The 26331-nt window shown below is 62.7% G+C and carries 35 protein-coding genes; 8 read left to right on the top strand and 27 right to left on the bottom strand.

Annotated features, from left to right (window positions below; genetic code table 11):
- Positions 1-12 precede the first annotated feature (12 nt).
- Together HUX88_RS12355 and HUX88_RS12350 are read right to left on the bottom strand one after the other, a co-directional pair.
- Positions 13-921 carry a carboxylesterase gene (locus HUX88_RS12355; RefSeq protein ID WP_176361959.1) on the bottom strand — a complete coding sequence of 303 codons (909 nt, stop codon included), beginning with the start codon at positions 919-921 and terminating at the stop codon, positions 13-15.
- Between the two features lie 71 nt (positions 922-992).
- The gene (locus HUX88_RS12350) at positions 993-1367 is read right to left on the bottom strand and encodes a VOC family protein (RefSeq protein ID WP_176361958.1); all 375 of its coding nucleotides are present in this window, start codon (positions 1365-1367) and stop codon (positions 993-995) included.
- 54 nt (positions 1368-1421) lie between these two features.
- On the opposite strand from HUX88_RS12350, the gene HUX88_RS12345 reads away from it, so the two are divergent.
- A complete protein-coding gene (locus HUX88_RS12345; RefSeq protein WP_176361957.1) occupies positions 1422-1868 on the top strand; it encodes a MarR family winged helix-turn-helix transcriptional regulator in 447 nt (148 codons plus the stop codon).
- Between the two features lie 5 nt (positions 1869-1873).
- On the opposite strand, the gene HUX88_RS32235 is transcribed toward HUX88_RS12345, so the two are convergent.
- From HUX88_RS32235 to HUX88_RS12305, 8 genes are all read right to left on the bottom strand, one after another.
- On the bottom strand, positions 1874-1981 hold the full coding sequence (locus HUX88_RS32235; protein ID WP_301547067.1) for a DUF488 family protein: 108 nt from the start codon (positions 1979-1981) through the stop codon (positions 1874-1876).
- Positions 1982-2068: 87 nt separating this feature from the next.
- Positions 2069-2275: a hypothetical protein gene (locus HUX88_RS12335; protein WP_147330420.1), complete on the bottom strand. Its 207-nt coding sequence runs from the start codon at positions 2273-2275 to the stop codon at positions 2069-2071.
- 163 nt (positions 2276-2438) lie between these two features.
- On the bottom strand, positions 2439-2801 hold the full coding sequence (locus HUX88_RS12330) for a hypothetical protein (protein WP_176361956.1): 363 nt from the start codon (positions 2799-2801) through the stop codon (positions 2439-2441).
- A gap of 6 nt (positions 2802-2807) precedes the next feature.
- A complete protein-coding gene (locus HUX88_RS12325) occupies positions 2808-4355 on the bottom strand; it encodes a 2-isopropylmalate synthase (RefSeq protein ID WP_176361955.1) in 1548 nt (515 codons plus the stop codon).
- 60 nt (positions 4356-4415) lie between these two features.
- Positions 4416-5288 carry a CDP-diacylglycerol--serine O-phosphatidyltransferase gene (gene pssA, locus HUX88_RS12320; protein WP_117013442.1) on the bottom strand — a complete coding sequence of 291 codons (873 nt, stop codon included), beginning with the start codon at positions 5286-5288 and terminating at the stop codon, positions 4416-4418.
- Positions 5289-5394: 106 nt separating this feature from the next.
- Positions 5395-6159 carry an SIMPL domain-containing protein gene (locus HUX88_RS12315; protein WP_176361954.1) on the bottom strand — a complete coding sequence of 255 codons (765 nt, stop codon included), beginning with the start codon at positions 6157-6159 and terminating at the stop codon, positions 5395-5397.
- Positions 6160-6228: 69 nt separating this feature from the next.
- A complete protein-coding gene (locus HUX88_RS12310; protein ID WP_117013441.1) occupies positions 6229-6993 on the bottom strand; it encodes an SIMPL domain-containing protein in 765 nt (254 codons plus the stop codon).
- Positions 6994-7085: 92 nt separating this feature from the next.
- The gene (locus HUX88_RS12305; RefSeq protein ID WP_301549474.1) at positions 7086-7724 is read right to left on the bottom strand and encodes an SGNH/GDSL hydrolase family protein; all 639 of its coding nucleotides are present in this window, start codon (positions 7722-7724) and stop codon (positions 7086-7088) included.
- A gap of 116 nt (positions 7725-7840) precedes the next feature.
- Between HUX88_RS12305 and HUX88_RS12300 the strand changes: the two genes are divergently transcribed.
- Complete coding sequence (locus HUX88_RS12300) at positions 7841-8719, top strand: prolipoprotein diacylglyceryl transferase (protein WP_176361952.1); 879 nt, start codon at positions 7841-7843, stop codon at positions 8717-8719.
- Between the two features lie 69 nt (positions 8720-8788).
- Positions 8789-9532 carry a hypothetical protein gene (locus tag HUX88_RS12295; protein ID WP_176361951.1) on the top strand — a complete coding sequence of 248 codons (744 nt, stop codon included), beginning with the start codon at positions 8789-8791 and terminating at the stop codon, positions 9530-9532.
- Between the two features lie 257 nt (positions 9533-9789).
- Here HUX88_RS12295 and HUX88_RS12290 read toward each other — a convergent pair whose 3' ends face one another.
- The 6 genes from HUX88_RS12290 to HUX88_RS12265 all read right to left on the bottom strand — a co-directional run bounded on the left by HUX88_RS12290 (position 9790) and on the right by HUX88_RS12265 (position 14308).
- Positions 9790-10044 carry a CopG family ribbon-helix-helix protein gene (locus HUX88_RS12290; protein WP_176361950.1) on the bottom strand — a complete coding sequence of 85 codons (255 nt, stop codon included), beginning with the start codon at positions 10042-10044 and terminating at the stop codon, positions 9790-9792.
- A 39-nt stretch (positions 10045-10083) separates the two neighbouring features.
- Complete coding sequence (locus tag HUX88_RS12285) at positions 10084-10506, bottom strand: hypothetical protein (RefSeq protein WP_117013437.1); 423 nt, start codon at positions 10504-10506, stop codon at positions 10084-10086.
- Positions 10496-10888, bottom strand: coding sequence for a hypothetical protein (locus HUX88_RS12280; RefSeq protein ID WP_117013436.1), 393 nt, complete (start codon positions 10886-10888; stop codon positions 10496-10498). The genes HUX88_RS12285 and HUX88_RS12280 overlap by 11 nt, the downstream gene beginning before the upstream one ends.
- A gap of 136 nt (positions 10889-11024) precedes the next feature.
- Positions 11025-12041, bottom strand: coding sequence for a ketol-acid reductoisomerase (ilvC, locus tag HUX88_RS12275; RefSeq protein WP_176361949.1), 1017 nt, complete (start codon positions 12039-12041; stop codon positions 11025-11027).
- Positions 12042-12072: 31 nt separating this feature from the next.
- Entirely contained in the window at positions 12073-12564 is a 492-nt protein-coding gene (ilvN, locus tag HUX88_RS12270) for an acetolactate synthase small subunit (protein WP_005666354.1), read from the bottom strand.
- 1 nt (position 12565) lies between these two features.
- Entirely contained in the window at positions 12566-14308 is a 1743-nt protein-coding gene (locus tag HUX88_RS12265) for an acetolactate synthase 3 catalytic subunit (RefSeq protein WP_117013434.1), read from the bottom strand.
- A 510-nt stretch (positions 14309-14818) separates the two neighbouring features.
- Between HUX88_RS12265 and HUX88_RS12260 the strand changes: the two genes are divergently transcribed.
- From HUX88_RS12260 to HUX88_RS12240, 5 genes are read left to right on the top strand one after another with little or no spacing between them, the layout of a single operon-like run.
- A complete protein-coding gene (locus tag HUX88_RS12260) occupies positions 14819-15388 on the top strand; it encodes an RNA polymerase sigma factor (protein WP_117013433.1) in 570 nt (189 codons plus the stop codon).
- Positions 15385-15786, top strand: a complete 402-nt coding sequence (locus HUX88_RS12255; protein WP_117013432.1) for a DUF3619 family protein — start codon at positions 15385-15387, stop codon at positions 15784-15786. The genes HUX88_RS12260 and HUX88_RS12255 overlap by 4 nt, the downstream gene beginning before the upstream one ends.
- A gap of 59 nt (positions 15787-15845) precedes the next feature.
- Positions 15846-16571: a DUF3106 domain-containing protein gene (locus HUX88_RS12250; RefSeq protein ID WP_373886786.1), complete on the top strand. Its 726-nt coding sequence runs from the start codon at positions 15846-15848 to the stop codon at positions 16569-16571.
- Positions 16561-17088: an RDD family protein gene (locus HUX88_RS12245; protein WP_176361947.1), complete on the top strand. Its 528-nt coding sequence runs from the start codon at positions 16561-16563 to the stop codon at positions 17086-17088. Before HUX88_RS12250 ends, HUX88_RS12245 begins: the two co-directional genes overlap by 11 nt.
- 50 nt (positions 17089-17138) lie before the next feature.
- A complete protein-coding gene (locus HUX88_RS12240; protein ID WP_176361946.1) occupies positions 17139-19271 on the top strand; it encodes a prolyl oligopeptidase family serine peptidase in 2133 nt (710 codons plus the stop codon).
- Here HUX88_RS12240 and HUX88_RS12235 read toward each other — a convergent pair whose 3' ends face one another.
- From HUX88_RS12235 to iscU, 11 genes are all read right to left on the bottom strand, one after another.
- Positions 19272-20015, bottom strand: coding sequence for an rRNA pseudouridine synthase (locus HUX88_RS12235; RefSeq protein WP_117013428.1), 744 nt, complete (start codon positions 20013-20015; stop codon positions 19272-19274).
- On the bottom strand, positions 20012-21034 hold the full coding sequence (gene ltaE / locus HUX88_RS12230; RefSeq protein WP_176361945.1) for a low-specificity L-threonine aldolase: 1023 nt from the start codon (positions 21032-21034) through the stop codon (positions 20012-20014). The genes HUX88_RS12235 and ltaE overlap by 4 nt, the downstream gene beginning before the upstream one ends.
- A 21-nt stretch (positions 21035-21055) precedes the next feature.
- The gene (locus HUX88_RS12225; protein WP_176361944.1) at positions 21056-21946 is read right to left on the bottom strand and encodes an SAM-dependent methyltransferase; all 891 of its coding nucleotides are present in this window, start codon (positions 21944-21946) and stop codon (positions 21056-21058) included.
- Positions 21933-22127: a Fe-S cluster assembly protein IscX gene (iscX, locus tag HUX88_RS12220; RefSeq protein WP_161094939.1), complete on the bottom strand. Its 195-nt coding sequence runs from the start codon at positions 22125-22127 to the stop codon at positions 21933-21935. Before iscX ends, HUX88_RS12225 begins: the two co-directional genes overlap by 14 nt.
- Before the next feature lies 1 nt (position 22128).
- Entirely contained in the window at positions 22129-22470 is a 342-nt protein-coding gene (gene fdx / locus HUX88_RS12215; protein ID WP_117013424.1) for an ISC system 2Fe-2S type ferredoxin, read from the bottom strand.
- A 19-nt stretch (positions 22471-22489) separates the two neighbouring features.
- The gene (gene hscA, locus HUX88_RS12210) at positions 22490-24370 is read right to left on the bottom strand and encodes a Fe-S protein assembly chaperone HscA (RefSeq protein ID WP_176361943.1); all 1881 of its coding nucleotides are present in this window, start codon (positions 24368-24370) and stop codon (positions 22490-22492) included.
- Positions 24371-24766, bottom strand: coding sequence for a hypothetical protein (locus tag HUX88_RS12205; RefSeq protein ID WP_176361942.1), 396 nt, complete (start codon positions 24764-24766; stop codon positions 24371-24373).
- Between the two features lie 72 nt (positions 24767-24838).
- Positions 24839-25027 carry a hypothetical protein gene (locus HUX88_RS12200; protein ID WP_176361941.1) on the bottom strand — a complete coding sequence of 63 codons (189 nt, stop codon included), beginning with the start codon at positions 25025-25027 and terminating at the stop codon, positions 24839-24841.
- On the bottom strand, positions 25027-25545 hold the full coding sequence (gene hscB / locus HUX88_RS12195) for a Fe-S protein assembly co-chaperone HscB (RefSeq protein ID WP_176361940.1): 519 nt from the start codon (positions 25543-25545) through the stop codon (positions 25027-25029). The genes HUX88_RS12200 and hscB overlap by 1 nt, the downstream gene beginning before the upstream one ends.
- Before the next feature lie 6 nt (positions 25546-25551).
- On the bottom strand, positions 25552-25875 hold the full coding sequence (gene iscA / locus HUX88_RS12190; protein WP_117013419.1) for an iron-sulfur cluster assembly protein IscA: 324 nt from the start codon (positions 25873-25875) through the stop codon (positions 25552-25554).
- 47 nt (positions 25876-25922) lie between these two features.
- Positions 25923-26312, bottom strand: a complete 390-nt coding sequence (iscU, locus tag HUX88_RS12185; RefSeq protein ID WP_008450509.1) for a Fe-S cluster assembly scaffold IscU — start codon at positions 26310-26312, stop codon at positions 25923-25925.
- Positions 26313-26331: the final 19 nt, after the last annotated feature.

Raw genomic sequence — 26331 nt, 5'->3', positions numbered from 1 at the left:
AAATCACTGCGATCATGTGGCGCTCCTGAGCAAAAAGTCGTTGACGGCATTGTAAAGTAGCCCGCGCGACGACTCCAGGTGCATCAGGTGCGTGGCGCGCGGTAAGGTCTCGCAGCGTTTGGTGCCGCTCCCCAGGGCGGCAAGCAGATTGTCGGCATCGGCCTCGGAACATACACTGTCCCATTCGCCGCGCACCAGCAGTGCAGGGGCGACGACGCGCGAGGCATCATACAGCGCCTTGCCGGACCACAATGCGCGCACATCGGCCTGCGGCCCGCTGGGCGTCAGCACGGCCGGTGGCGTGCGGGCAGCGGCTTCGGAGTCGGTCGCCAGGAAGGCCGCGCTCCACTGCTGGAAGTGCGCTTCGTCCAGCAGCTGTGGATGGCCGCGCGGAACGTCTTCAATAAAGCGGCGGTACTGCGCCCATGCCGTCAGCGGGTAGTGGGACGCGGCGCCGGCGGCGGCCGGCACATAGGCGCCCGCCGAAGTGGCGCCGACGCGTGCCACGATCGGTGCGAACAGCGCCAGCGCGGCCAGTGCCTGCGGCTGCACGCCCGCATAACGCAAGGCCACCGAGCCACCCCACGAATGCGCCAGCAGCAGCACGGGCCGGCCGCCATTACGCTCGCGAACGGCACAGACCACGCGGTGCAACTGCTCCTGCACGCCGAGCAAGTCTCCTGCGGGAATGCTGTCGTGCCGCGCATAGCGTTCCGACGCGCCGTAGCCGGCAAAGTCGAAACCCCACACATTGAAACCGGTGGCGTTCAATTCGTCGGCCCAGCTGCGGCCATCGAACGCAAAGAACACCGAGAGATCGGCGCCGAACGTCGAGCCATGCACGTAGATCACATCGCCCAGATCCTCGGCGGCGCGGCGGACCTGCAGCGCCAGCATGGGCGTCTCCATTAGTTTGATCATTACAGCCTCCTGTCATCGAATCGACAAGATAGCCGGTTGACATGGAGCTTGCTTCGGTGGGGAACGAAGCGTCAGTTGCGCGCCGTATGGAAGGTGATCGCGTAGCCATCGGGATCGGCGGCGGCGAAGAAGCGGCCGAAGGGGCCGTCGGCAAGCGGGCTGAGTATCGTGCCGCCCCGCTGGACGATGAGGTCGTGCAGCGCATCGGCGTCGGCGCACGCGATCCAGAGCGCCATGCCGACGCCGAGCGGCCCGGCTTCGGGCAGCTCGCGCAGGGGCACCCGCAGCGCCAGCGGAATCGGCTCGGTCTTGAAGATCACCGCGCCGGGAGGGCAATGCGCCGAGGCCTCGAAACCGAAGACCTCCAGGTAGAACTTGCGGGATGCGTCGAGGTCGCGCACTTGCAAGGCGATGAAGTCGGGGCCGATTGGTGTGGTGGTTGTCATGCCGGGTCCTTTCAAGTAATATCAGTACCCTGATACTAATGTAAGGCCCCTGATATGTCAACGATGAATTCGGCGCCTCGTAGCGGAACCGACTGGATCGGCTACAACCTGAAGATCACGCAGCATCGATTGCGGCAACGCCTGGATGCCGAACTGGCGCGGGTCGGCATCACGGCGCCCCAGAACGCGGTGTTGCTTGCCATCGCGGGCAATCCACGCATCTCGAATGCCGACCTGGCCCGCTCGGCCTTCGTGACGCCGCAGACCATGCAGGGGATCCTCGTCAACCTCGAACGCGGGGGATTGATTGTGCGCAGTCCGCATCCGGAACATGGCAGGGTTATCATGACCGAGCTGACGAAGGCCGGCCAGAAGGCGGTCGCCGACGGCGCGAAAGCCGCCGACGCGGTGGAGCGGCAGATGCTCTCCAAGCTGTCGACCGACGAGGCGCGGCTGCTGTGCGACTTGCTCAAGCGTTGTGCCGCCGCCTTGGACGACTAGCCGTACTATGGGGCGTCAGCCACCAGCGAGCGGTGGCAGCGCCAAGGCACGGCTTCCGCGCACATCAGCGCGCAGGCCTTGTTGGAGCTCGGGTTGTGGCGCGATTTCGGCACCGTCCGGATATCGAGCACTCAACCGATATCGTTCTGCCACGGAGACGCAACGCGCGGCGCACCTGCCGGCCTGCGGCCCCGCGCGCGTCACTGCTCCGCTTCGAACTTCTCTTTTACCAGCGGCAGGAAACGCTCGGCGACAAACCAGCGGGTGAAGCCGCAAGCGCCGCAAACAACGATGCGATATTTCGCGCCATGGAGGGGACCGACCGGAAGCAGTTCAGCAGGAGGAACGACTTCTTTTGAAAAATGCTCGCGACCGCCACACTCCACACACGATTTCTCTTGCGCCATTGCTTCGTCTCCCTGGTTATCAGATGCATTGCCCTCGCAAGCATGCATTAATGGTTAATGGCACTCACGAGTTGATCCGCCCGCTTCGTCGATGGCGCATCGTTCGCGGGAAGATGCAGCCCGAACGACAAGACCTTCGGCGGCATGCTGCCGGCCGTGAGGTTCAATTCGTAAAACACCGGCTGCCCATCGCTGGCGGTGGAAGCATACCGGAATTGAACAAACTTCTGCGCGACGCCTTTATGCGCGGGCACTTCCAGCTTGATGCTCTTCCCGTCCGGCAGCGTTGCGACAGGATGCATCGTCGCAAACCGCCAAGGTTGCCGTCGGCGCGCTTCTGGGTGCCGGCGTTTTGCGCTGCCTCCGGCGCGAACATGGCCGCGGCCTCCTTGAAGCGCTGATGCTGCAGCGCGTCCACGAATTGGCCGGCAACCCGGTCCGGGCTGGCGCCGCCATTTGCGGCGGCATGGGAAACGGTCGAGGTGAAAAGCGCAAGCGCGGCCAGGCCGATAATTTTAAATCGCATATTCGTTCAGGGTTGTGGATTGACGCGCTCGATTTTCGAGTGCAGCTTGTTCAACGCCGACAGGTAGGCCTTGGCCGAGGCGACGATGATGTCCGGGTCGGCGCCGACGCCGTTGACGATGCGACCCTCCTTCGACAAGCGCATCGTCACCTCGCCCTGCGACTGGGTGCCGGTGCTGATCGCATTGACCGAGAACAGCACCAGCTCGGCGCCGCTGCCCACTTCCGATTCGATCGCGTTGACCGTGGCGTCGACCGGGCCGTCGCCCTTGCCTTCGGAGACGTGCTCCTCGCCGTCGATCATGAACACCACTTTCGCACTTGGCGTCTGGCCCGAGCTCGATTGCTGCGACAGCGACACGAAGCGGTAGTACTCGCGCTCCTGCGCCTGCTCCTCATCCGACACCAGCGCCAGGATGTCCTCGTCGAAGATGTCGGCCTTGCGGTCGGCCAGCTCCTTGAAGCGGACGAAGGCGGCGTTGACCTCCGCTTCCGATTCCAGGTCGATGCCCAGCTCCTGCAGGCGCTGCTTGAAGGCGTTGCGGCCCGACAGCTTGCCCAGCACGATCTTGGTGGCGGTCCAGCCCACGTCTTCGGCACGCATGATCTCGTAGGTCTCGCGCGACTTCAGCATGCCGTCCTGGTGGATGCCGGAGGCGTGCGCGAACGCGTTGGCGCCCACCACGGCCTTGTTGGGCTGCACGGCGAAGCCGGTGATCTGCGACACCATCTTGGAGGCGGCGACGATCTGCGTGGTGTCGATGCCGACCTCGAGGTTGTAGTAGGCCTTGCGCGTGCGCAGAGCCATCACCACCTCCTCCAGCGCGGTGTTGCCGGCGCGTTCGCCCAGGCCGTTGATGGTGCATTCGATCTGGCGCGCGCCGCCTATCATCACGCCGGCCAGCGAGTTGGCCACGGCCAGGCCCAGGTCGTTATGGCAGTGCACCGACCAGATGGCCTTGTCGGAGTTGGGGATGCGCTCGCGCAGGCGGCGGATGGTTTCGCCGAAGATCTCCGGCACCGCGTAGCCCACCGTGTCCGGGAAGTTGATGGTGGTCGCGCCCTCCTCGATCACGCCTTCCAGCACGCGGCACAGGAAATCCTCGTCCGAGCGGCTGCCGTCTTCCGGGCTGAATTCGATGTCGTCGGTGAACTGGCGGGCGAAGCGCACCGCGTTGCGCGCCTGCAGCAGCACCTGGTCCGGCAGCATGCGCAGCTTCATCTCCATGTGCAGCTTGGAGGTGGCGATGAAGGTGTGGATGCGTTTGCGTTCGGCCGGCGCCAGCGCTTCGGCCGCGCGCGAGATGTCGCGGTCGTTGGCGCGCGACAGCGAGCAGATGGTCGACTCGCGTACCACCGAGGCGATCGCCTTGATGGATTCGAAGTCCCCTTGCGAGGCGGCAGCGAAGCCCGCTTCGATGACGTCCACCCGCAGCCGTTCCAGCTGCTTGGCGATGCGGACTTTTTCGTCCTTGGTCATCGAGGCGCCGGGCGATTGCTCGCCGTCGCGCAGGGTGGTGTCGAAGATGATGAGGCGGTTGGATGAGTTACTCATGATGGCTCCGTGGCTGTTGCTTCGTTGCTTGAATTCTCAGGGCCTGCCGCCCCTTGCGGTTTAGCGCCGTTCGCTGGGGTCGTTGCTGTCCTCGTCGATCTGGATCAGGCTGACCTTCTTGCCCTTGGCCAGCCGCCATGCGGACACCACATAGCCCGACAGGCCGTAGGCGATGAAGATCGGGAACAGCACCTTCGGCGGATCGATCGACACCAGCGCGAACACCAGCGCGATCAGGAACACCGCGATGAACGGCACCGACTTGCGGAAGTTCACGTCCTTGAAGCTGTAGAACGGCACGTTGGTCACCATGGTCAGGCCGGCGAACACGGCGATGCTCCACGAGACCCAGCTCAGTTGGAGGCCCGGCACTTCCTGGTCCACCATCAGCAGCACGAAGCCGGCCACCAGCGCGGCGGCCGACGGCGACGGCAAGCCCTGGAAGAAGCGCTTGTCGACCACTTCGATATTGGTGTTGAAGCGGGCCAGGCGCAGCGCGGCGCCGGCGCAGTAGACGAAGGCGGCGATCCAGCCCAGCTTGCCCAGGCCGCGCAGCGACCATTCATAGATCACCAGCGCCGGCGCGGCGCCGAAGGACACCATGTCCGACAGCGAGTCGTACTGGGCGCCGAATTCGCTCTGGGTGTTGGTCAGGCGCGCGACGCGACCATCGAGGCCGTCGAGCACCATGGCGATGAAGATGGCCCAGGCGGAGTGTTCGAATTTCTGGTTCATCGCCATGACGATGGCGTAGAAGCCGCAGAACAGGGCGGCGGTGGTGAAGGCGTTCGGGAGCAGGTAGATTCCGCGATGGCGCGGCCGGTCGAGGTCCTCGCCCCTGGCGCGGCGTGCGAAGCGGCTAAAGCGCGACATCTGGGGCGTTTTGGCTTGGGCTGCGCCATTCTTGACTCGGCGGCGGGGGAATTTGGCCATGGGGTTCCGTTTCTGTTTAACTGATGATGTTGCTCCGTCATTATAGAGGAGCCGACCACAAAAAAGGGGACGGCGCGCCGTCCGCCCTCTTCCGCCCCCGGTTTGCTTATTTGAAGCGCACCTTGCCGACCAGGCGCATTTGCAGCGTGGTTTCGCCCGGCTCGAAGCTCGGTTCGGCCACTTCGCCGCCATACGCCGGCGGCGCCGGTGCGGCCATCACGCGCGAGCCGGTGATGCTGACGCGGTCGGCGTAATTGCCCGAGCCTTCGAAATCGATGGTGTCGATCACCGCGTCGCCCATCTTGCGGCCCATCGCGTGCGCGATCGAATTGACGCGCTCGTTCAGGTTGGCGTAGGTGGCGGCGATGCGCTGGTCGTCGAGCTTGCGGGTGGTTTCCGGTGTCAGGCTGAAGTGCAGATTGTTCAGCGCCAGCACGCGTTGTGCGGCGGCGACGGTCTTCGGCAGTCCCGCCAGGTTGGTGGTGGTAACCTGCAGGGACTGGCCCACGCGCCAGGCGGTCGGCACGCGCGGCTTGCGCGGCTGGCCGTTGACCGGCGCCGGCTCCTCGGGATACACCGGATAGGTGTAGTAGCCCTGGGTTTTCAGGCTGGCCTGGGGATCCTCCTGCTTGACGATGTCCAGGCCCTGCTTCATCTTCTGGTTGACGCGGGAGGCTGCGGCGGACTTGTCCTTGTCGACTTCCTCGACCGACAGCGCGATCGTGGCCTGGTCGTTGACGTGGCGGACTTCGCCGAACGCCGGCACCACGACCAGCGCGCCGCTGGTCGGCAAGGATTCCAGCGGCGCGGCGTGCGCGGACAGCGCAAAGGTGGCGGCAACGGCGGCGGCCAGGTGTTTCAGTACGGTCATCACGATCTCCAAAATTAATAGAAAGGCAATCGTAACTGTACCTCAACGCGCGCCGCCGCGCAGCGGTCCTTACTTGAAGCGGACCTTGCCGACCAGGGTCATCTGCAGCGTGGTCTCGCCGGGTTCGAAGCTGGGTTCGGCCACGTCGGCGGATTCCATCTTGGCCGCGCGCATCATCATCGGCGCCGGGGCGCCGGCCATGCGGTCCTGGGCGTAGTTGCCCGAGCCTTCGAAGTCGACCGTGTCGAGCACGGCGTCGCCGACCTTGCGGCCCATAGCGCTGGCGATCGAGTTGATGCGCTCGTTCAGGTTCTTGTAGGTGGCGGCGATGCGCTGGTCGTCCAGTTGACGGGTGGTTTCCGGCGTCAGGCCGAACTGCAGGCCGTTCAGGGTCAGGATCTTCTGGGCGGCGGCCACGGTCTTCGGCAGCTTCTCCAGGTTGGTGGTGGTGACCTGCAGGTACTGGCCCACGCGCCAGGCGGTCGGCACGCGCGGCTTGGACGGCTGGCCGTTGATGTTCTGGCGCTCTTCGGGATAGACCGGATAGGTGTAGTAGCCCTGGGTTTTCAGGCTGGCGCCGGGGTCTTCGCGCTTGACGATGTCCAGGCCCTGCTTCATCTTCAGGTTGACGCGCGAGGCGGCGGCGGCCTTGTCCTTGTCCTGCTCCTCGATCGCCAGCGTGGCGACCGCTTGATCGTTGGCGTGCTTGACTTCGCCGAAGGCCGGCACCACGACCAGCGTGCCGGAGGTCGGCAGCGATTCAAGCGGGGCGGCGTGCGCGGCGAGCGCGAAGGAGGCGGCAGCGGCTGCGGCGATAGTTTTCATGACGGTCATTGCGGGCTCCAGAGTTAAAATTACAACAATGCGAACTTTACCTGAAATTGCCTTCAAGATATGTAAGACATGGTGAGTGTTTGTAACATTCGTCAGCGGCCCAGCAGCTCCAACACCCGGGGACGCAGCGCCGCCGCCAGTTGCCGGTGCTGCAGTTCGTCAAGGTGGACGCCATCGATCTCGCTGGGCTGAATGAACTCCGCCGCATCCAGGAACGAGCAGCCGCGTTCCTCGGCGATGCGCGCGTAGCAGCGCGTGAACTGGATCGACTTTTCCTCGGCGCCGCGAAATTTCTCCCGCATCGTCGCGCCGAGGCCGGCGATCCGTGGCGGCGCGAGCAGCAGCACGTGGGGCGCTGCCAGCATCGGCTCCGCGCGGCAGCACTGGACGATGTCGACCAGCACGCCGGCGCCCAACGAGGATTCATAGGCGCCCGCGCCGTAGATGGCTTGCAGATCGTTCGTGCCCAGGAACAGAATGACCAGATCAATCGGCGCATGGGAGTGCAGGAGGGGCAGCAGCAAGTCCTTGCCGTTCCGGCCGGGGCGGAACGGATCGTCCCAGACGGTGGTCCGCCCGTTCAGGCACTCTTCGATCACGCGCACATCGTCGCCCAGCAGCTGCTGGAGGATGCCGGTCCACCGCTTATCGTGCGGGTGGCGCTGCCTGGTTCCCGGAACGATCCCCCAGGACATCGAGTCCCCGTAGCACAGCACATGTTTTGCGGCCATCGCGTAGCAACCTTCCCGAGTAAGCAAACGTCGGCCAGCATAACACCCGTCCGCCTGTTGGCAACCGCCCCTTGTGCTAAAGTTGCCGCCGGATTCAATAACTTTCGAAAGCTGACATGTCGTATCCGTATCTGAGTGATGTGATCAAGGCCTGGACCGGCTATGAACTGCCGCTGCCGTTGGCGACCTTCGGCATGTTCGTGGCGCTGGGCGCGCTGGTGGCCGGCGCGCTGTTCCGGGCCGAGCTCAAGCGCCTGCATGAGGCGGGACGGATCGGGCCGGCGCGCGTGCGCGGGGCCGACGTGCCGCCGCAGGACGTGGTCAGCGATTTCATGGTGGTGGTCATGGTGGCCGGCGTGTTCGGCGCGCGGCTGTTCCACATCCTGGAGCACACCGACCAGTTCGCCGCCGATCCGATGGGCATGATCTTCACGCGCTCGGGGCTGAGCATTTTCGGCGGGCTGATCCTCGGCACGCTGGCCGGCATGGTGTGCGTGCGGCGCTGGCGTTTGCCGGTGCGTCCGCTGCTGGACGCGGCGGCGCCGGCCATGATGCTGGGCTACGCCATCGGCCGCATCGGCTGCCAGGTGTCGGGCGACGGCGACTGGGGCATCGCGGCCAACATGGCGCTCAAGCCGGACTGGCTGCCGGCCTGGTTCTGGGCGCAGACCTACGACAACAACATCTACGGCGAGCTGATCGCCCTGCCCGGCGTGTATCCGACGCCGATGTACGAAACCGCGATGGCGGCGCTGTGCTTCGCGCTGCTGTGGGCGCTGCGCAAGCATGCGTTCGGCATCGGCTGGCTGTTCTCGGTGTATCTGATGCTGGCCGGCGTGGAGCGTTTGCTGATCGAGCAGATCCGCGTGAACCCGGCGTTCAACGTGGCCGGCTTGCATGCCACGCAAGCGGAGATCATCGCGGTAGCGTTGATCGTGCTGGGCGCGATCAGCTCGCTGAGACTACGCCTGCGCCTGCCAGTGATCGTTGCCTGAAATAATGGATAGAAATATCGCACCTTAACTAGACCCAAAAACAGTTTCGCAACCCAAAACAGGAAAAAGATGACCAATGTACGTTTGACTCGTCAAATCTGCGCGTTCATTGACGTGCTCGGTGGAGCAAAGCTATTTCGCGGCAAGGACAAGCAACGCGCCTCCGAATTCTTCGCATGTCTCGAGGAATTTGAGCGCAGGATGAACGCCTGGTCTCCCCACTTCCCCGCAAAGCGTCGTACTAAGGCATTGGTAAAGACTTTTAGTGACAACATCTTTGTTGCATTTCCATTCAAGTCCAGTACAAAAATGGATGACGACGACGTCATAGGAACTTTTTTAGAGGAACTTATTCATCAAATTCATGAACTCACGATGTTTGCAGGTTTCCCCATCCGGGGTGCCGTATCTATTGGCGGGCTCATGTTTACGGATAAATTTCTCTTCGGCCCCGCCCTTGTGGAAGCCGTGGAACTTGAGAAGTCCGCCATATTCCCCAGGATAGTACTCAGCGAATCGGTACTACGGCACATTAAACCAGGCAGCCCAATAGCACGGAGAATTGTGTGCGACGTTGATGGAAAATCGTTCCTCCACTATCTTGGCGGCCTCAGTTCAGGATGGCTTGAGCATCACAAGACATTTGTGGAAAACGGCTTACAGGAAAACAGTCGTCACGTACGGGAACGTCAGAAATATGAATGGTTAGCCCAATATCACAATTTCTCCGCTCAGAGCGCAAAGAAACCAGAACATGCGATCTCCATCGATCGCTCAAGTGCGTTCTCCGCCTTCCAGCCAAAGACAACTTGAATATGAAAAGCCGGCTAGTGAACTACCCCGTAAAGTTGGACGGTCAAGTTTGCCAGACGATCAAGGGCCGGGTTCTGTATTGCACAGAACTCAGTCCCATCGCGCAGGGACCAAAATTGAATTGAAAATTATTTATATCGTATAGCCCGAATTATCGCGCATAGCCCGCTTCACGCTGACTACGGATGCCGAGTACACCTCTGGCGCCAGTTCGACGCGCGTCTTTTTCAACCCCGGCGTTTTTTTGCGACGGGGCGTTACACCGACAGCCCGGCGACGCGCTCTTCAAGGTACCCGCACATGTCAGCCCAGGGAATGGACTTTCCGGTTTCAAGCAGCTTGGCAAAGCGGGCGTCGGCTTCGGTATCGAAGCTGGCACGCTGCTCCTCCATCTCAATCTTTTCAGCGATGGCTTCGAGAATAAAACTATGGAGTGCCTGACCTGCGCGCCCGGCGGCGCTGGCTATGCGTGCCTTCAACTCTTCCGGTAAGCGTATCGTTGTAGTTGACATGGCGTCCTCCTTTTCAAGCGCTAATGTAGCACATGTGTGCTACGCGCCAGCAGGCCCCTGCTCCGCCATGCCGCCGCCGGACTTGAACAGTATCCAGCCCAGGGCCGCAAAGGCGGCGAGCACCAGGGCGCCGACGAAATAGGCGCCGAACATCGCGAAGGAATCGGCTGGCACCAGCTTGCGGAACTCCTCGCTCGCCAACATGCACGCCATCGTCAGGATGACGAACCCGTTAAACGCCGACATCGACAACAGCATCACGCCGGTATCCTTCTTCCAATTGCGAAGGCCGGTCAACGCCAGCGCGATGGCGAGCGCGATGAAGGCAGGCACCGAGAACCCGGCCAGCATGGCGGCCTTGCCCATGGCCGGGAAGCCGCTCATGAAGGCCAGCATGCTGACCATGTAGAAAAAGAAGCCGGCGATGACCTGGCAGATGACGCTCAGTACCTTACGCATCATTGGCCGCCACTTGCCCGCTGAAGTAGGCGTTGGCCTTCGGGCGGTACAGGAAGAAGGCGAAGATCGCCAGCACGATGGCGCCGGGGACCATCGCCACTTTCATCGGCGACGTCACCAGCCCGACCACGAGGCCCAGCACGCTCCAGGCAAAATACACCAAACGTCCCCAACCCAGCCCCTTCAACATGGCAACGCCGGTCGCCACAGTGACGGCCAGGCCCACAAACATCATGGCATATTGGACGGAAAGCGGCAGCAGGCTCTTGGACATGAGCTCGCGCACCAGCGGATTGTCCATGCTGACGTAGCTGGAGACCAGGGAAATGGCGGAAGTGACGATCAGGAACCAGGCGATGACGGTGACAGAGGTAGGACGTTTCATAGTTCGACGAGGGAGTGTATTGTTCGTCAATAGTACCTGAAAGAAATGCCGGAATATGCGCGCAAACTCACCGCGGCGCGCATGGACGCAAAAAAGCCGGCAACCAGTGCCGGCTTTTTCGCGACGAAGAGAAAGCTTAGTTCTTCGACTGGTCGACCATCTTGTTCTTGGCGATCCAAGGCATCATGGCGCGCAGTTTTGCGCCGACTTCTTCGATCTGGTGCTCGGCGGTCAGGCGACGGCGCGAGATCAGGGTCGGAGCGCCCGCCTTGTTTTCCAGGATGAAGGACTTGGCGTACTCGCCGGTCTGGATGTCCTTCAGGCACTGACGCATCGCGTCCTTGGTGGCCGAGGTCACAACCTTGGGACCGGTCACGTACTCGCCGTATTCGGCGTTGTTCGAGATCGAGTAGTTCATGTTGGCGATGCCGCCTTCGTAGATCAGGTCGACGATCAGCTTCAGCTCGTGCAGGCATTCGAAGTAAGCCATTTCCGGAGCGTAGCCCGCTTCGGTCAGGGTTTCGAAGCCGGCCTTGATCAGCTCGACCGCACCACCGCACAGAACAGCCTGTTCGCCGAACAGGTCGGTTTCGGTCTCTTCGCGGAAGTTGGTTTCGATGATGCCGGCGCGGCCGCCGCCGTTGGCCGAGGCGTACGACAGGGCGATGTCACGGGCGATGCCGGACTTGTCCTGGTACACGGCGATCAGGTGCGGCACGCCGCCACCCTGGGTGTAGGTGGCGCGCACGGTGTGGCCCGGGGCCTTCGGTGCGACCATGATCACGTCCAGATCGGCGCGCGGCACGACTTGGCCGTAGTGCACGTTGAAGCCGTGGGCGAAGGCCAGCACCGCGCCTTGCTTGGCGTATGGGGCGACGTTTTCGTTGTAGACCTGGGCGATGTTCTCGTCCGGCAGCAGGATCATGATGACGTCGGCGGCCTTGACCGCGTCGTTCACTTCCGCCACTTTCAGGCCGGCCTTCTCGACCTTGCTCCACGAGGAGCCGCCCTTGCGCAGGCCGACGGTCACGTCGACGCCGGAGTCGCTCAGGTTTTGCGCGTGGGCGTGGCCCTGCGAGCCGTAGCCGATGATGGCCACGTTTTTGCCCTTGATCAGGGAGAGGTCAGCGTCTTTGTCGTAGAAAACTTTCATGGTATTTCCTTAGTAGTATTTTTGAATTTGATTAAACTTTGAGGATGCGTTCGCCGCGTCCGATGCCGGAACCGCCGGTACGTACCGTTTCCAGGATGGAAGCGCGGTCGATCGAATCGATGAACGCGTCGAGCTTGCTCTTGGCGCCGGTCAGTTCAATCGTGTAAGTCTTCTCGGTGACGTCGATGATGCGGCCGCGGAAGATGTCCGCCGTGCGCTTCATCTCCTCACGCTCCTTGCCCACCGCGCGCACCTTGATCAACATGAGTTCGCGCTCGATGTGCTGGCCTTCGGTCAGGTCCACCACCTTGACCACCTCGATCAGGCGGTTCAGGTGCTTGGTGATCTGTTCGATGATGTCGTCCGAACCGGAGGTGACGATGGTCATCCGCGACAGGGTCGCGTCTTCGGTCGGCGCCACGGTCAGCGTTTCAATGTTGTAGCCACGGGCCGAGAACAGGCCCACCACGCGCGACAGCGCGCCGGCTTCGTTTTCCAGCAAGACAGAGATAATGTGTCGCATGTTATAAGTCCTCCGAACCCAACAGCATTTCAGAGAGCCCTTTGCCCGCTTTCACCATCGGCCAGACGTTTTCCGATTGATCGGTAATGAAGTTCATGAAGACCAGCTTGTCCTTCATGGCGAAGGCGTCGCGCAGCGCGCCGTCGACGTCGCCCGGCTTCTCGATGCGCATGCCGACGTGGCCGTAGGCTTCCGCCAGCTTCTCGAAGTTCGGCAGCGAATCCATGTAGGACTCGGAATAGCGCGAGCCGTAGTCGATCTGCTGCCACTGGCGGACCATGCCCAGGAAGCGGTTGTTCAGCATGATGATCTTCGGCGTCAGATGGTATTGCTTGCAGGTCGCGAGTTCCTGGATGCACATCTGGATCGAGCCTTCGCCGGTGATGCAGGCGACGGTGGCGTCCGGGTTGGCCATCTGCACGCCCATGGCGTACGGCAGGCCCACGCCCATCGTGCCCAGGCCGCCCGAGTTGACCCAGCGCTTGGGCTTGTCGAACGGGTAGTACTGCGCGGCCCACATCTGGTGCTGGCCGACGTCGGAGGTGATGAAGGCGTCGCCCTTGGTCACTTCCCACAGCTTCTGCACCACGGCTTGCGGCTTGATCACCAGGTCCGAGGTCGGATACTTCAGGCAATCGCGGCCGCGCCATTCGGCGATCTGCTTCCACCAGTCCTTGAGCGCGGGCGCGTTCGGCTTGGCGTCCGCGGCGTCGAGCTGGGCCAGGAACTCGATCAGCACGTCCTTGACGTTGCCGACGATGGGGATGTCCACCTTCACGCGCTTGGAGATCGACGACGGATCGATGTCCACGTGGATGATCTTGCGCGGGTTGGAGGCGAAGTGTTTCGGGTTGCCGATCACGCGGTCGTCGAAGCGGGCGCCGATGGCGATCAGGACGTCGCAGTGCTGCATCGCCATGTTCGCTTCGTAGGTGCCGTGCATGCCGGGCATGCCGACGAAGTTCTCGCTCGACGCCTTGTAGGCGCCCAGGCCCATCAGCGTGTTGGTGACCGGGAAGCCCAGCTTGTCGACCAGCTTGTTGAGCTCGGGCGAGGCGTTGGCCAGGATCACGCCGCCGCCGGTGTAGATCATCGGGCGTTCGGCCTGCAGCAGCAGCTGGACCGCCTTGCGGATCTGGCCCGAATGGCCCTTGTCGACCGGCTTGTACGAACGCATCTCGACCTCTTTCGGGTACGAGTACGTCGTCTTGTGCATCGAGATATCCTTCGGGATGTCGACCAGCACGGGGCCTGGACGGCCGGTGCGGGCGATGAAGAAGGCTTTCTTGACGGTTTCCGCCAAATCCTTGACGTCTTTGACGAGGAAATTGTGCTTGACCACGGGGCGGGTGATGCCGACCGTGTCGCATTCCTGGAAGGCATCCTGGCCGATGGCGTGGCTGGGCACCTGGCCCGAGATCACGACCATGGGGATGGAATCCATGTAAGCGGTGGAAAGACCTGTCACGGCATTGGTGACGCCCGGACCGGACGTGACCAGCGCGACACCAACCTTGTTCGAGCTGCGCGAGTACGCATCGGCGGCATGCACTGCGGCCTGTTCGTGACGCACGAGGACGTGTTGGAATTTGTCTTGCTTGAAGATGGCGTCGTAGATATACAGTACGGCTCCGCCCGGATAGCCAAAGACGTGTTCCACGCCTTCCTCGGCCAGGCAGCGCACCAGTATTTCAGCGCCTGTGAGCGTGTTCGCTCCTTGTGATGCGGTTGCTTCGGTATTCATGAAACATTCCTTTCAAGGTCCATAGGAGATTGATCGGATGCTCTTTCCTAACGAAGTAGGCCCACCTCTACAGCATTGCCCTGCTTCCCTTTTTTTCTGCAGTCACACCTGCCTCTTCCGTCAACCGTAGTGACGTGCAAAGCAGTGCTAGCTGCAAACTCTCGTTTGGCTGGATCTATCTGTAGCGGTTCTGCGTACCTCTCGCGCTTGTGGCACGGGTTAGAGCAAACTGCTGACATATGAAAGCGCGTCTCGTCGATTGCGGCGTTGTGTGCCTGCTGCGACCAGACCATAGAGCTTCGGGGTGTTCAAAGCGTCCCATACGGTACACCGGAGGCACCGGTTTGGGCAAGGGAAATATCGAAAAATTGCGTGTTCCGGAGCATTTTGCATCGTCCAAGCCGCAAAAACCATGCAGAAATGGCTAATTTTTGCTAGCATGCGCTCAGTTCACGAGCCGCCATCAAGCGGCCCAGCGCCGGCTTTCCCGGCAGTACCCACACCCGACGCATGGCCACAGACAAAGAATTATCCGACTTTCTCGAAAACGTCGAGCGGCGTGCCTTTAAACAAGCCGTCTACGCAGTGCGCAAGGACGAATCCGCATTGGACATCGTGCAGGACGCGATGATCAAGCTCGCCGAGAAATACGGCGACAAGCCGGCCGCCGAGCTGCCGATGCTGTTCCAGCGCATCCTGCAAACCACCATCCTCGACTATTTCCGCAGGGAAAAGGTCCGCAACACCTGGGTCAGCCTGTTCTCCGGCATGGGCCCCTCGGGCGACGAGCACGAGGACTTCGACCTGCTCGAATCCTACGCCGCCGAGGAGGGTTCCGCCGCCGCCGAGTCCAGCGCGGACCAGGTCGAGCGCCAGCAAATGCTGGCCCTGATCGATGCCGAAGTACAAAAGCTTCCGGCGCGTCAACGAGAAGCCTTCCTTATGCGTTATTGGCAGGACATGGATGTAGCTGAAACAGCCGAAGCGATGGGATGTTCCGAGGGGAGCGTGAAGACACATTGCTCACGCGCAACACACACGCTCGCCGAATCGCTCAAAGCCAAGGGAATCAAACTATGAATACCGACGATCTGAATTTCGCTTACAAGGTGCGCCACGCGCTCAACGAGCACCTGGACGATCTGCCCGCATCGACCACCGACCGCCTGGCGCAAGCGCGCAAGATGGCGCTCGCCCGCAAGAAAGCCCACGTGGAGGCGCCGCTGAAGGTGCGCGTGCGCAAGAACGCGCTGGCCGGCGCCGGCACCGGCTTCTTCTCGTTCAGCTGGATGACCCGCATGAGCGTGGCCCTGCCCCTGCTGGTATTGGTGGGCGGCCTGGCCGGCATCTACCAGTACGAGCAGGAGCAGCGCGTGGCCGACCTGGCCGAGCTCGACGCCGCCGTGCTGTCCGACGAATTGCCGCTGTCCGCCTATCTGGACCACGGTTTTAACGCCTATCTGGCTCAAAGCGAGTAAGCGGCATGGCATTGAGCGGTCACGCAACATGGGGCGCTAAAGCGGTAGCGGTATTGACGGTGGCAAGCGCGGCGCTGATTGGCTGCGGCCGTACGGAAACGCCGGCGCAGCCTGCCGCGCAGGGCGCATCCGCGTCCGGCGCGCAGGCTGGCGCTGCGGCGGGCAAACACGCGCCGGCCAAGTCGGCGGACAAGACCATGTGGAAGGATTTGACGCCCGCGCAGCAGCAGGCGCTGGAGCCGCTGGCCTCCGAGTGGGACCAGATGGAGCCGATCCGCAAGCAAAAATGGCTGGGCATCGTCAAGCGCTACGCCTCGATGAAGCCGGACGAGCAGGCCCGCGTGCAGGAGCGCATGCGCGAGTGGGTCAAGATGACGCCGGAGGAACGCCGCCAGGTGCGCCAGAACTTCGCCCGCGCGCAGAAGATCGATCCGTCGCAGAAGTCCACGCAGTGGGAATCCTACCAGCAGCTTTCCGAAGAACAGAAGAAGGAACTGGCGGCCAAGGCGGCGACCAAGAAGCAGGTCGCCAACCTGCCGACGCCGGCCCAGAGCAAGATGAAGACCGTGGCGCCGATCAAGCCGTCCGTGCCGACCGGCGCCGGCCCCGCCGCCACGCCGGTGGTCCTGTCGGCCGCCGCCGCACCGGCGCCCGCGCCAGCGCCGGCCATCGACCCGGCCACCGGCGCGCCGATCCCCAACGCATCGAACGTCGCACCCGTGATCGCACCTGCCGCGCCGGCGTCCGTTCCGCCAGCACAGCCCGCCAACAGCAATGTCAAATAAGCAGCCTGCCACCATCCCCACCGTCAAGCGCCGTCTGATTTCGATGGTTTATGAAACCCTGCTGGGCTTCGCGGTGCTGTTCCTGCCCTTCCTGATTTTTGAAGTCGCCGTCCACGGCAGCCACACGCCAACCCTGGAGCACATGCGCCAGGCGCTGGCCTTCCTGGTGCTGGGCGCCTACTTCATCCACCAGTGGAGCCGCGACGGCCAGACGCTGGCAATGAAGACCTGGCGCCTCAAGCTGGTGCGTCCCGGCCACGGCCACCTGTCGCTGCAGACCGCCGCCGTGCGCTACCTGCTGAGCTGGATGTGGGTGCTGCCGGCGCTGCTGGCGGCGCTGGTGCTGGACCTGCACAAATGGCAGGCGCTGGGCGCGGTCGGCGCCGGCATCCTGCTGTGGTCGCTGACGGCCTTCCTCGACAAGGACCGCCAGTTCCTGCACGACAAACTGACCGGCACCCGCCTGGTCCAGCTGCCGCCGCCGGAAAAGAAAAAGAAGACCGTGCCGGCGGTGTAATTCTTGCAATCTTCTGTGGCAGAATGGGCCTTTCGCCACAGGGGGTACAAATGACCAAAGTTGTTTGCATGATGTACGGGGCGGCCCTCGCCCTGTCAGTCTCCGCCGCGTTCGCGGCCGACATTCCCGCCGCGCCCGTCGCGCGGGTTGAACCAGTCAGCGACACCTACTTCGGCGAGGCCGTGGTCGACCGCTACCGCTGGATGGAAAACGACAAAGACCCCGAGTGGCTGCCCTACCTCAAGCAGCAGAACGCCCACGCCCGCGCCGTGCTCGACGCGCTGCCGAAGCGCGACGCGCTGCTGGCCCGCATCCAGCAGCTGTCCGGCGACGTGGCCACGCCCGCGCGCGTGCAGAAGGCCGGCGCCCGCCTGTTCTACCAGCAGCGTCCGGCCGGCGCCAACAACTTCAAGCTGTTCGTGCGCGAGGGCGGCAAGGACCGCGTGCTGGTCGATCCGACCAAGCTCGACACCAAGACCAGCCACGTCTCGCTGGACTGGTGGGAAGCCTCGCCGGATGGCAGCAAGCTGGTCTACGGGTTGTCCAGGGACGGCAGCGAAGACTCGGTCCTGCAGATCATGGACGTGCACACCGGCGCCATCCTCAAGGAGCGCATCGCCGACACGCAGGCCGCCGATCCAAACTGGCTGGACGACAGCTCCGGCTTCTTCTACAACCAGCTGACCGGCAAGAACAACACGCCGGAACGCTACCTCGATTCGACGGCCCGCTTCCACAAGCTGGGCAGCGATCCGGCCAAGGATCCGCTGCTGATGAAGCGCGGCTTCGATCCAGCGATCGCGTATGAAAAAATCCAGGCGCCGTACATCGGCACCTCGCAGCACTCCGCCACCGCGCTGCTGATGCTGGCGGACGTGCGGCACGAGAAGCGCATCTACGCCGCGCCGCTGCGTGACGTGGTCAAGGGCAAGGCCAAATGGCAGCTGGTGGCCGACTTCGCCGACGAGGTGACCGGCGTCGACCTGCATGGCGACGACCTGTACCTGCTGTCGACCAAGGACCATCCGCGCGGACGCCTGCTGAAAACCTCGGCCAGCGCGCCATCGCTGGCCAAGGCCACCGAGGTGGTGGCCGAATCCCAGCTGGTCCTGCAAGGCATGGCGCGCGCCAAGGACGGCCTGTACCTGCGGGCGATGGACGGCGGCCCGAGCGCGCTGCAACGCCTGGGCAACGACGGCAAGCTGACCACCATCGCCCTGCCCTTCGAAGGCACGCTGCGCGAAATCGAGGCCGATCCGAACGCGCCGGGCGTACTGGCCCTGCTGACCGGCTGGCTGGAACCGGCCGGCATCTGGAGCGTGGGCGCCGACGGCAAGATGAGCGACACCGGCATCACGCCGCAACCGGCCATCGACATCAGCGCCTACACCACCGAGCGCCGCTACGCCACCGCCAAGGATGGCACGCAGATTCCGTATAGCCTGATCTACAAAAAAGGCCTGAAGATGGACGGGAAGAATCCGGCCTTCATCTCGGCCTACGGCAGCTATGGCTCGGCGGCGTACACGCCGTCGTTTGCGGGCCGCACGCTGGCATTGGCCGACCAGGGCGCCATCATCGGCTACGCCAATGTGCGCGGCGGCGGCGAGTTCGGACGCCAGTGGCACCGCGCCGGCCAACTGGAAAACAAACCGAACACCTGGCGCGACCTGATCGCCGTGTGCGAGGACATGAACGCCAAGGGTTACACCTCCCCGGCCAACTTGGCGATCGGCGGCCGCTCGGCCGGCGGCATCACCATGGGGCGCGCACTGGAAGAGCGGCCGGACCTGTTCGCGGCAGTGGTGTCGGGAGTGGGCTGGCACAATCCGCTGCGCTACGTGGCGGAGCAGAACGGCTATGGCGAGGAACCTGAATGGGGCGCGATCGCCGATCCCGCCGGCTTCAAGGCGCTCAAGAGCATCGACAGCTACCAGCAGGTGGTCGACGGCACCAGGTACCCGGCCATCATGCTGACCACCGGCGTGACCGATCCGCGCGTGGCGCCCTTCCATCCGGCGAAGATGGCGGCGCGCCTGCAGTCGGCCACCGCCAGCGGCAAGCCGGTGATACTGCGGGTGGACTTCGACGCCGGCCACGGCATGGGCTCGACCCGCGCGCAGCAGGACGTGGAAGCGGCCGATACCTACGCATTCATTTTGTCGCAGACCACCGCGAAGTAATCAGAAGCGCTCGTGATCCTGCAGGTAGCGCCACTCGCCTACCGGCAGGCTCGCCATCGCGATGCGGCCGATGCGGATGCGCTTCATCGACACCACGGTCAGGCCGACCAGCTTGCACATATGCTCGATCTGGCCCGGCTTGGGATTCTTCGGCGCGAAGCGCAGGCGGTTCTCGTTCTGCCAGCTGACCTTCATCGGCGGCAGCGGCTTGCCGTTGAACGGCAGGCCGTGGTTCAGCAGCGCCAGGCCGTTTTCCGCGATCGTGCCGGTCACCTCGGCGATGATCTCGTGCTCGATCTTGGCCGCTTCGTCGACCAGCTTGCGGCTGACGCGGAAGTCCTGCGTGAACACCAGCAGGCCGCTGGCCTTGGTCTCCAGCGGCGTGGTCAGGGTCAGGTTGGCCAAGTGGCGCTTGAGGAAGCGCTGGCCCGGCGCGGAGCGCGTCAGCGAAGCGGGATTGAGCAGATGCACCGCCGGCGAGCCGTCCTTGCCGATGCCGCCGTTGGCGCCCACCGGCTTGTGCAGCAGGATTGTCACCGGCAGGATCTCCAGCAGCGTGGCGTCGGGTGCGACTTCGATCTTCTGCTCCATCGTCACACGCGCGCCCGCCTCCTCCACCACCACGCCGTCCACGCTGACGAAACCGCCCTCGATATAGAGTTCGGCTTCGCGGCGCGAGCAGGGGCGCATCTCCGACAGGCGCTTGGCCAGGCGGATGCTGTTATCAGTGGTGGTGTCGGTCATCCGAAAAAATCTCCAAAAACGGTAATGGCGCGGTCAATGTCCTCGCGCGACGCATCCATGTGCGTGACGATGCGCAGGTGCGGCGACATCGATACGCGAATGCGGGTCAGTTGCAGCACGTCGTTCAGGCCACGGCAAGCGTCGGCCGGGATATCGACGTAAAAAATATTGGTTTGCGGCGTGCTGACCTTGATGTTCTTCAGCTTCGCCAGTTCGCCCGCGAAGTAGGCGGCGTTGTCGTGGTCTTCCGCCAGCCGTTCGAAGTTGTGCTGCAGGGCGTACAAGCCGCCAGCCGCGATCATGCCGGCCTGGCGCATGCCGCCGCCCAGCATCTTGCGCCAGCGTTTGGCCTCGGCGATCAGCGGCTTGCTGCCGCACAGGACGGAGCCCACCGGAGCGCCCAGGCCCTTGGACAGGCACACCGATACGGAATCGAAGCCCGCCACCGCCGCGCGCGGGCTCACGCCCAGCTTGACGGCGGCGTTGCAAACGCGCGCGCCGTCGAGGTGCGTGGCCAGGCCGCGTTCATGCGCCAGCGTGGTCGCCTGCTTCAGGTAGTCGAGCCCCAGCACGCGGCCGCCGATGGTGTTCTCCAGCGCCAGCAGCTTGGTGCGCGCGAAGTGGAAATCGTCCGGCTTGATGTAGGCTTCGATGTCGGCCAGCGCGATGCTGCCGTCAGGCTGGTTGATGATGGGCTGCGGCTGGATACTGCCCAGCACCGCGGCGCCGCCGCCTTCGTAGCGGTAGGTGTGGGCTTCCTGCCCCACCAGGTATTCGTCGCCACGGCCGCAGTGGGCCAGCAACGCCAGCAGATTGCTCTGCGTTCCGGACGGCGCGAGCAGCGCGGCCTCGTAGCCGAACAAATCGGCGGCATATTCCTGCAAGCGGTTGACGGTCGGATCATCGCCATAGACGTCGTCGCCGACGTCCGCCGCGTTCATCGCGGCGCGCATCGCCGCGCTGGGGCGGGTGACGGTGTCGCTGCGGAGGTCCAACCATTTTTCGTTCAGCTCACTCATCGTTCCATCACCCTTTTTGATTTACTGTTTTGCTACTTGCTCCGTGAAGAAGCGGTTGCCCATCTCCTCCAGCCCCAACGTCTCCAGCACTTCCTGCAAGCGTTCCGATGGCCGCTGGCGCGGCAGGTTCTTGTAGGTGGCGATGATCAGCTCATTCTTCATCGAGTGCTCCCAGCCCACCAGCTCCGTCACATTGACCTGGTAGCCGTGGGCTTCCAGTTGCAGGCAGCGCAGCACGTTGGTGATCTGGCTGCCGAATTCGCGCGTGTGGATCGGATGGCGCCAGATCTCGGTCAGCGCCGACTTGGCGAGCGACTTGGCCTTGTTCTTCTTCAGCACCGTCGCGACTTCCGCCTGGCAGCACGGCACCAGCACCATGTACTTGGCCTTCTTCTTCAGCGCGAAGTGGATGGCGTCGTCGGTCGCCGTGTTGCAGGCGTGGAGCGCGGTGACGACGTCGATCTGGTCCGGCAGCAGGTTCGATTCGGTGGACTCGGCCACCGACAGCGGCAGGAAGGACATGCCGGGGAAGTTGAACTGCTTGGCCAGTTCCTGCGAACGCGCCACCAGCTCTTCGCGCGTCTCGATGCCGTAGATGTGCGAGTTGTCGTTCAGCGCCTTGAAGAACAGGTCGTAGATGATGAAGCCGAGGTAGGACTTGCCGGCGCCGTGGTCCACCAGCGATACGCTCTCCTTCTCGGCCAGCACTTCCTTGAGCAGCGGCTCGATGAACTGGTACAGGTGGTAGACCTGTTTCAGCTTGCGGCGGCTGTCCTGGTTCATCTTGCCGTCGCGGGTGAGGATGTGCAGCTCTTGCAGCAGCGCGACGGTCTGGCCTTCGCGGATTTCCGGCATGTTGTCCGCGCCGGTGACGGTTGCGCCGATCTTGGCCGCTTGCTTATTTGGCTTCATCGATCCACGCCTGCTGTATCGCTTCAAGGACTTTTTCACCGCCGCGCGTGTGGTCGTCGTCGAACTCTTCGAGGTCGACGATCCAGTTGTGCAGATCGGTGAAGCGGATAGTCATCGGATCGATGTCCGGGTGCTTATCGTAGAGCGCTTCCGCAATCGCGGTGATGTCGGTCCACTTCATCTCAGTGCCCGCCTTCGCTTGCGTGATTGATGGTGTATTTCGGGATCTCGACGACCAGGTCCTCGTCCGCCACCACGGCCTGGCACGACAGGCGCGACACCGCTTCCAGGCCCCAGGCCTTGTCCAGCAGGTCTTCCTCGGTCTCGGAGGCTTCGTTCAGCGAGTTGAAGCCTTCGCGCACGAGCACGTGGCAGGTGGTGCAGGCACAGGACTTCTCGCAGGCGTGCTCGATGTGGATGTCATTTTCAAGCATGACGTCGCACAGCGTCTTGCCGGCTTCGGCTTCGATGACGGCGCCGTCCGGGCACAGTTTTGCGTGGGGCAGGAATACGATTTGTGGCACTTGATACCTCTAGGTTTGTTTAAACTACCTGGTCCAGCGTCTTGCCGGCCAGTGCGCTGCGCACGCTGCGATCCATGCGGCGCGATGCGAATTCTTCGGTGCCGTTGGCCAGCGCTTCGACGGCGGACTTCACCGCCGCGTGATCGGCGGCGCCGGTCTGCGATTGCGCGACCACGTCGCGCACCTTGTTCATCAAGGTATCGACGGCGGCGCGTTCTTCATCGCTCAGCAAGCCAGCATCTTCGTCCAGCGCCGATTGCGTAGCCAGCATGATGCGCTCGGCCTCGACCTGCTCTTCGCGCAGTGCGCGGGCGACCATGTCGGTATCGGCCGACTTGTACGAATCCTGCAGCATGCGCGCGACGTCGTCGTCGCCCAGGCCATAGGCCGGCTTGACGACGATCGACGCTTCCACGCCGGAGCGCAGCTCGCGCGCGGACACCGACAGCAAACCGTCCGCATCCACTTGATACGTGATGCGGATGCGCGCGGCACCGGCCACCATCGGCGGAATGCCGCGCAGCTCGAAGCGCGCCAGCGAGCGGCAATCGGACACCAGCTCGCGCTCGCCCTGAAGCACGTGCACCGCCAGCGCGGTCTGGCCGTCCTTGAAGGTCGTGAATTCCTGCGCGCGGGCGCAAGGGATGGTCGAATTGCGCGGGATGATCTTCTCGACCAGGCCGCCCATGGTTTCGATGCCCAGCGACAGCGGGATCACATCCAGCAGCAACCAGTCGTCGCCCGGCGCACGGTTGCCGGCCAGCAGATTGGCCTGCACCGCCGCGCCCAGCGCCACCACCTTGTCCGGGTCGATGTTCGCGTGCGGGATGGTGTGGAAGTATTCGCTGACCGCGCGCTGCACATGCGGCATGCGGGTCGCGCCGCCGACCATGACCACGCCATCGATATCGTCCGCGTCGACGCTCGCGTCGCGCAGCGCCTTCTTGATGGCCTTCATGGTCTTGTCGATCAGGTGCTTGGTGATCTCCTGGAAGGTCTCGGCGGTGATCTTCAGATGCACTTCCTCGCCGGAGCCGAGGATCGCGTCGACGGTCACATCGTTCTTGGTCGACAGCTGCTCTTTCGCCTCGCGCGCCTTCACCATCAGCACAGCGGTGTCCTCGTCCGACAGCGGCGCCAGTTTTTCCTGCTGGTGGATGTAGCAGAACAGGCGGTGATCGAAATCGTCGCCGCCCAGCGCGGAGTCGCCGCCGGTGGACAGCACCTCGAACACGCCCTTGCTCAGCTTGAGAATGGAGATGTCGAAGGTGCCGCCGCCCAGATCGTAGACCGCGTACAAACCTTCCGAACCGTTATCCAGGCCGTAGGCGATGGCGGCGGCGGTCGGCTCGCTCAGCAGTCGCAGCACGTTGATGCCGGCCAGCTGCGCCGCATCCTTGGTGGCTTGGCGCTGCGCGTCGTCGAAGTAGGCCGGCACGGTGATGACCGCGCCCACCAGATCGTCGCCCAGCGAATCCTCGGCGCGCTGGCGCAGCGTGGCCAGGATCTGCGCCGATATCTCGACCGGGCTCTTGATGCCGGCGATGGTCTTGAGCTGCACCATGCCAGGCGTGTCCTGGAAATCGTAGGGCATGTTTTCCGCGTAGGCGATATCGGCCAGGCCGCGGCCCATGAAGCGCTTGACGGAGACGATGGTGTTCTTCGGATCGGTGGTCTGCGCGGCCTGCGCCTTGTAGCCGATGTTGGCGTGGCCGTTGGGCAGATAGCGCACCACGGACGGCAGCAGCGGGCGGCCATCCTCATCGTTCAGCACTTCTGGAATGCTGTTGCGCACCGTGGCGACCAGCGAATTGGTGGTACCCAAGTCGATACCGACCGCCAGCCGATGCTGGTGCGGTGCGGTGGACATGCCTGGTTCGGAGATTTGCAGAAGTGCCATTTATATTTTCACGCCATGCGGCTCAGATTGCATTAAGACGTTGAGGAAATCATCAACGTTCGACTCTTTTATTTTTACTGCTTCAAACAAATCATCGGTGAACGGCGTAAGCGGAAACTCAAACTCCACATCACCAGCTGAATCTAACAATACCAGTCCGACACGCTCGCCCCAACGTTCTTCGGTCTCGGAGATAGCATAGCGATATCGCTCCTGAAACAGCCCCAGGCGTTTCCCTCCGTATTCCGCCTCAAAGAAATAGGGAAAGACTGAATTCGTGCCGCCCGTCAGACTCTGCGGTGGATTCTTTCTGGACCATTGCATTTCTCCGAGGTGGGTCAATCGGAAAATCTGAAAAACGCCGCGTTCAAAACGATCAAACTTGTCTTCGCTCATTTTCTGCTCCAACCTTGATCAACTTGATCATGTTCAAGCGACCTCACCAAACCCATGCCTTTGCCGTATATGTCAATCTATCGCCGCATTTAGCTGGCGTAACGACTCCCTCAGGTTTTTTACTACATCGGGAATGGTTGCCTTGAAGAGGTAGCGTTTCTCAATCTGTCTTAATTTGATTAGTGCGTAAAACGATGCCAAGCCACCGAGGATCTTGATGCCCTCAGAAATATATCCGAGCAAGATCGCGACATCGGGCATTAGGCATCCTCTAACTGACTTAACGCTCCATCTATTTCCTGCTTCATTTTTTCCAAAAACATCAGTGCGCGCACACCTTGCGCGGCTTGCACGTAGTCGTTGGCATCGATCTGCTGTTCGATCTCCGCCAGGCGCGCCTTGCGTTCGTTGCGCAGCTGCTTGTCGAGCACTTCCAGCGCGTCGCTGTCCTTTGCGGCGCGGGCGTCGCCCAGCTCTTCGCGCCATTCCATCTGCTGCATCAGGAAGGCCATCGGCATCGCCGTGTTGGACTCGGTCTGCAAATCGACGCCGTTCAACTCGCACATGTACTGCGCGCGTTTCTGCGGATTCTTCAGGGTCTGGTAGGCTTCGTTGGCGCGCGTGGCCCACTGCATGGCGACGCGCTTTTCGGCGTCGGTGGCATTGACGAATTTGTCGGGATGGACGCGGCCCTGCACGTCGCGGTAGGCGCTGTCCAGCGCCCCCGCGTCCACGGCAAACTGCTGCGGCAGATTGAACAACTCAAAGTGATTTTGCATGGCTTATCAGATGCGGAAGCTCTCGCCGCAACCGCAAGCGTCTTTCTCGTTCGGGTTATGGAACTTGAAGCCTTCGTTCAAGCCTTCACGCGCGAAATCGAGCTCGGTGCCGTCGATGTACGGCAGGCTTTTCGGATCGACGAATACTTTGACGCCGTGCGATTCGAACACGCTGTCTTCCGGCGCGACTTCGTCCACGTATTCCAGCTTGTAGGCCAGGCCCGAGCAGCCGGTGGTACGCACGCCAAAACGCAAACCAACGCCTTTACCACGGCGTTCGATGTAGCGGTTGATATGCTTGGCTGCTTTTTCGGTCAGGGTGATTGCCATTTGATTCTCCGTGCCGGCGGCGATGTACGCCGCCGGTTAAAACAGACTTAGGCCGCGACTGGGTGCTTGGTCTGGTAGTCCAGTACCGCTGCCTTGATGGCGTCTTCCGCCAGGATCGAGCAGTGGATTTTCACCGGCGGCAGCGCCAGCTCTTCAGCGATCTGCGTGTTCTTGATGGCCAGCGCCTGGTCCAGCGTCTTGCCCTTGACCCATTCGGTCACCAGCGAGCTCGATGCGATGGCCGAACCGCAGCCGTAGGTCTTGAACTTCGCGTCTTCGATCAGGCCATCGGCGCCGACCTTGATCTGCAGCTTCATCACGTCGCCGCAGGCCGGCGCGCCGACCATGCCGGTGCCGACGGTCTCGTCACCCTTTTCGAACGCGCCCACGTTGCGTGGATTTTCATAGTGGTCCAACACTTTTTCCGAGTAAGCCATTTTGATGCTCCTGTATCTG

This window comes from Duganella sp. BJB1802, from assembly GCF_013369445.1.
Classification (GTDB): domain Bacteria; phylum Pseudomonadota; class Gammaproteobacteria; order Burkholderiales; family Burkholderiaceae_D; genus Rugamonas; species Rugamonas vulcania_A.
Note: the sequence above shows the minus strand (reverse complement) of the source record. Positions and strands in the feature narration are given on the sequence as shown.

Excerpts from the sequence above, each read along its gene's own strand:
- HUX88_RS12355 (WP_176361959.1), bottom strand. The coding sequence starts at position 921 with ATGATCAAACTAATGGAGACGCCCATGCTGGCGCTGCAGGTCCGCCGC.
- HUX88_RS12350 (WP_176361958.1), bottom strand. The coding sequence starts at position 1,367 with ATGACAACCACCACACCAATCGGCCCCGACTTCATCGCCTTGCAAGTG.
- HUX88_RS12345 (WP_176361957.1), top strand. The coding sequence starts at position 1,422 with ATGTCAACGATGAATTCGGCGCCTCGTAGCGGAACCGACTGGATCGGC.
- HUX88_RS12335 (WP_147330420.1), bottom strand. The coding sequence starts at position 2,275 with ATGGCGCAAGAGAAATCGTGTGTGGAGTGTGGCGGTCGCGAGCATTTT.
- HUX88_RS12330 (WP_176361956.1), bottom strand. The coding sequence starts at position 2,801 with ATGCGATTTAAAATTATCGGCCTGGCCGCGCTTGCGCTTTTCACCTCG.
- HUX88_RS12325 (WP_176361955.1), bottom strand. The coding sequence starts at position 4,355 with ATGAGTAACTCATCCAACCGCCTCATCATCTTCGACACCACCCTGCGC.
- pssA (WP_117013442.1), bottom strand. The coding sequence starts at position 5,288 with ATGGCCAAATTCCCCCGCCGCCGAGTCAAGAATGGCGCAGCCCAAGCC.
- HUX88_RS12315 (WP_176361954.1), bottom strand. The coding sequence starts at position 6,159 with ATGACCGTACTGAAACACCTGGCCGCCGCCGTTGCCGCCACCTTTGCG.
- HUX88_RS12310 (WP_117013441.1), bottom strand. The coding sequence starts at position 6,993 with ATGACCGTCATGAAAACTATCGCCGCAGCCGCTGCCGCCTCCTTCGCG.
- HUX88_RS12305 (WP_301549474.1), bottom strand. The coding sequence starts at position 7,724 with ATGGCCGCAAAACATGTGCTGTGCTACGGGGACTCGATGTCCTGGGGG.
- HUX88_RS12300 (WP_176361952.1), top strand. The coding sequence starts at position 7,841 with ATGTCGTATCCGTATCTGAGTGATGTGATCAAGGCCTGGACCGGCTAT.
- HUX88_RS12295 (WP_176361951.1), top strand. The coding sequence starts at position 8,789 with ATGACCAATGTACGTTTGACTCGTCAAATCTGCGCGTTCATTGACGTG.
- HUX88_RS12290 (WP_176361950.1), bottom strand. The coding sequence starts at position 10,044 with ATGTCAACTACAACGATACGCTTACCGGAAGAGTTGAAGGCACGCATA.
- HUX88_RS12285 (WP_117013437.1), bottom strand. The coding sequence starts at position 10,506 with ATGATGCGTAAGGTACTGAGCGTCATCTGCCAGGTCATCGCCGGCTTC.
- HUX88_RS12280 (WP_117013436.1), bottom strand. The coding sequence starts at position 10,888 with ATGAAACGTCCTACCTCTGTCACCGTCATCGCCTGGTTCCTGATCGTC.
- ilvC (WP_176361949.1), bottom strand. The coding sequence starts at position 12,041 with ATGAAAGTTTTCTACGACAAAGACGCTGACCTCTCCCTGATCAAGGGC.
- ilvN (WP_005666354.1), bottom strand. The coding sequence starts at position 12,564 with ATGCGACACATTATCTCTGTCTTGCTGGAAAACGAAGCCGGCGCGCTG.
- HUX88_RS12265 (WP_117013434.1), bottom strand. The coding sequence starts at position 14,308 with ATGAATACCGAAGCAACCGCATCACAAGGAGCGAACACGCTCACAGGC.
- HUX88_RS12260 (WP_117013433.1), top strand. The coding sequence starts at position 14,819 with ATGGCCACAGACAAAGAATTATCCGACTTTCTCGAAAACGTCGAGCGG.
- HUX88_RS12255 (WP_117013432.1), top strand. The coding sequence starts at position 15,385 with ATGAATACCGACGATCTGAATTTCGCTTACAAGGTGCGCCACGCGCTC.
- HUX88_RS12245 (WP_176361947.1), top strand. The coding sequence starts at position 16,561 with ATGTCAAATAAGCAGCCTGCCACCATCCCCACCGTCAAGCGCCGTCTG.
- HUX88_RS12240 (WP_176361946.1), top strand. The coding sequence starts at position 17,139 with ATGACCAAAGTTGTTTGCATGATGTACGGGGCGGCCCTCGCCCTGTCA.
- HUX88_RS12235 (WP_117013428.1), bottom strand. The coding sequence starts at position 20,015 with ATGACCGACACCACCACTGATAACAGCATCCGCCTGGCCAAGCGCCTG.
- ltaE (WP_176361945.1), bottom strand. The coding sequence starts at position 21,034 with ATGAGTGAGCTGAACGAAAAATGGTTGGACCTCCGCAGCGACACCGTC.
- HUX88_RS12225 (WP_176361944.1), bottom strand. The coding sequence starts at position 21,946 with ATGAAGCCAAATAAGCAAGCGGCCAAGATCGGCGCAACCGTCACCGGC.
- iscX (WP_161094939.1), bottom strand. The coding sequence starts at position 22,127 with ATGAAGTGGACCGACATCACCGCGATTGCGGAAGCGCTCTACGATAAG.
- hscA (WP_176361943.1), bottom strand. The coding sequence starts at position 24,370 with ATGGCACTTCTGCAAATCTCCGAACCAGGCATGTCCACCGCACCGCAC.
- HUX88_RS12205 (WP_176361942.1), bottom strand. The coding sequence starts at position 24,766 with ATGAGCGAAGACAAGTTTGATCGTTTTGAACGCGGCGTTTTTCAGATT.
- HUX88_RS12200 (WP_176361941.1), bottom strand. The coding sequence starts at position 25,027 with ATGCCCGATGTCGCGATCTTGCTCGGATATATTTCTGAGGGCATCAAG.
- hscB (WP_176361940.1), bottom strand. The coding sequence starts at position 25,545 with ATGCAAAATCACTTTGAGTTGTTCAATCTGCCGCAGCAGTTTGCCGTG.
- iscA (WP_117013419.1), bottom strand. The coding sequence starts at position 25,875 with ATGGCAATCACCCTGACCGAAAAAGCAGCCAAGCATATCAACCGCTAC.
- iscU (WP_008450509.1), bottom strand. The coding sequence starts at position 26,312 with ATGGCTTACTCGGAAAAAGTGTTGGACCACTATGAAAATCCACGCAAC.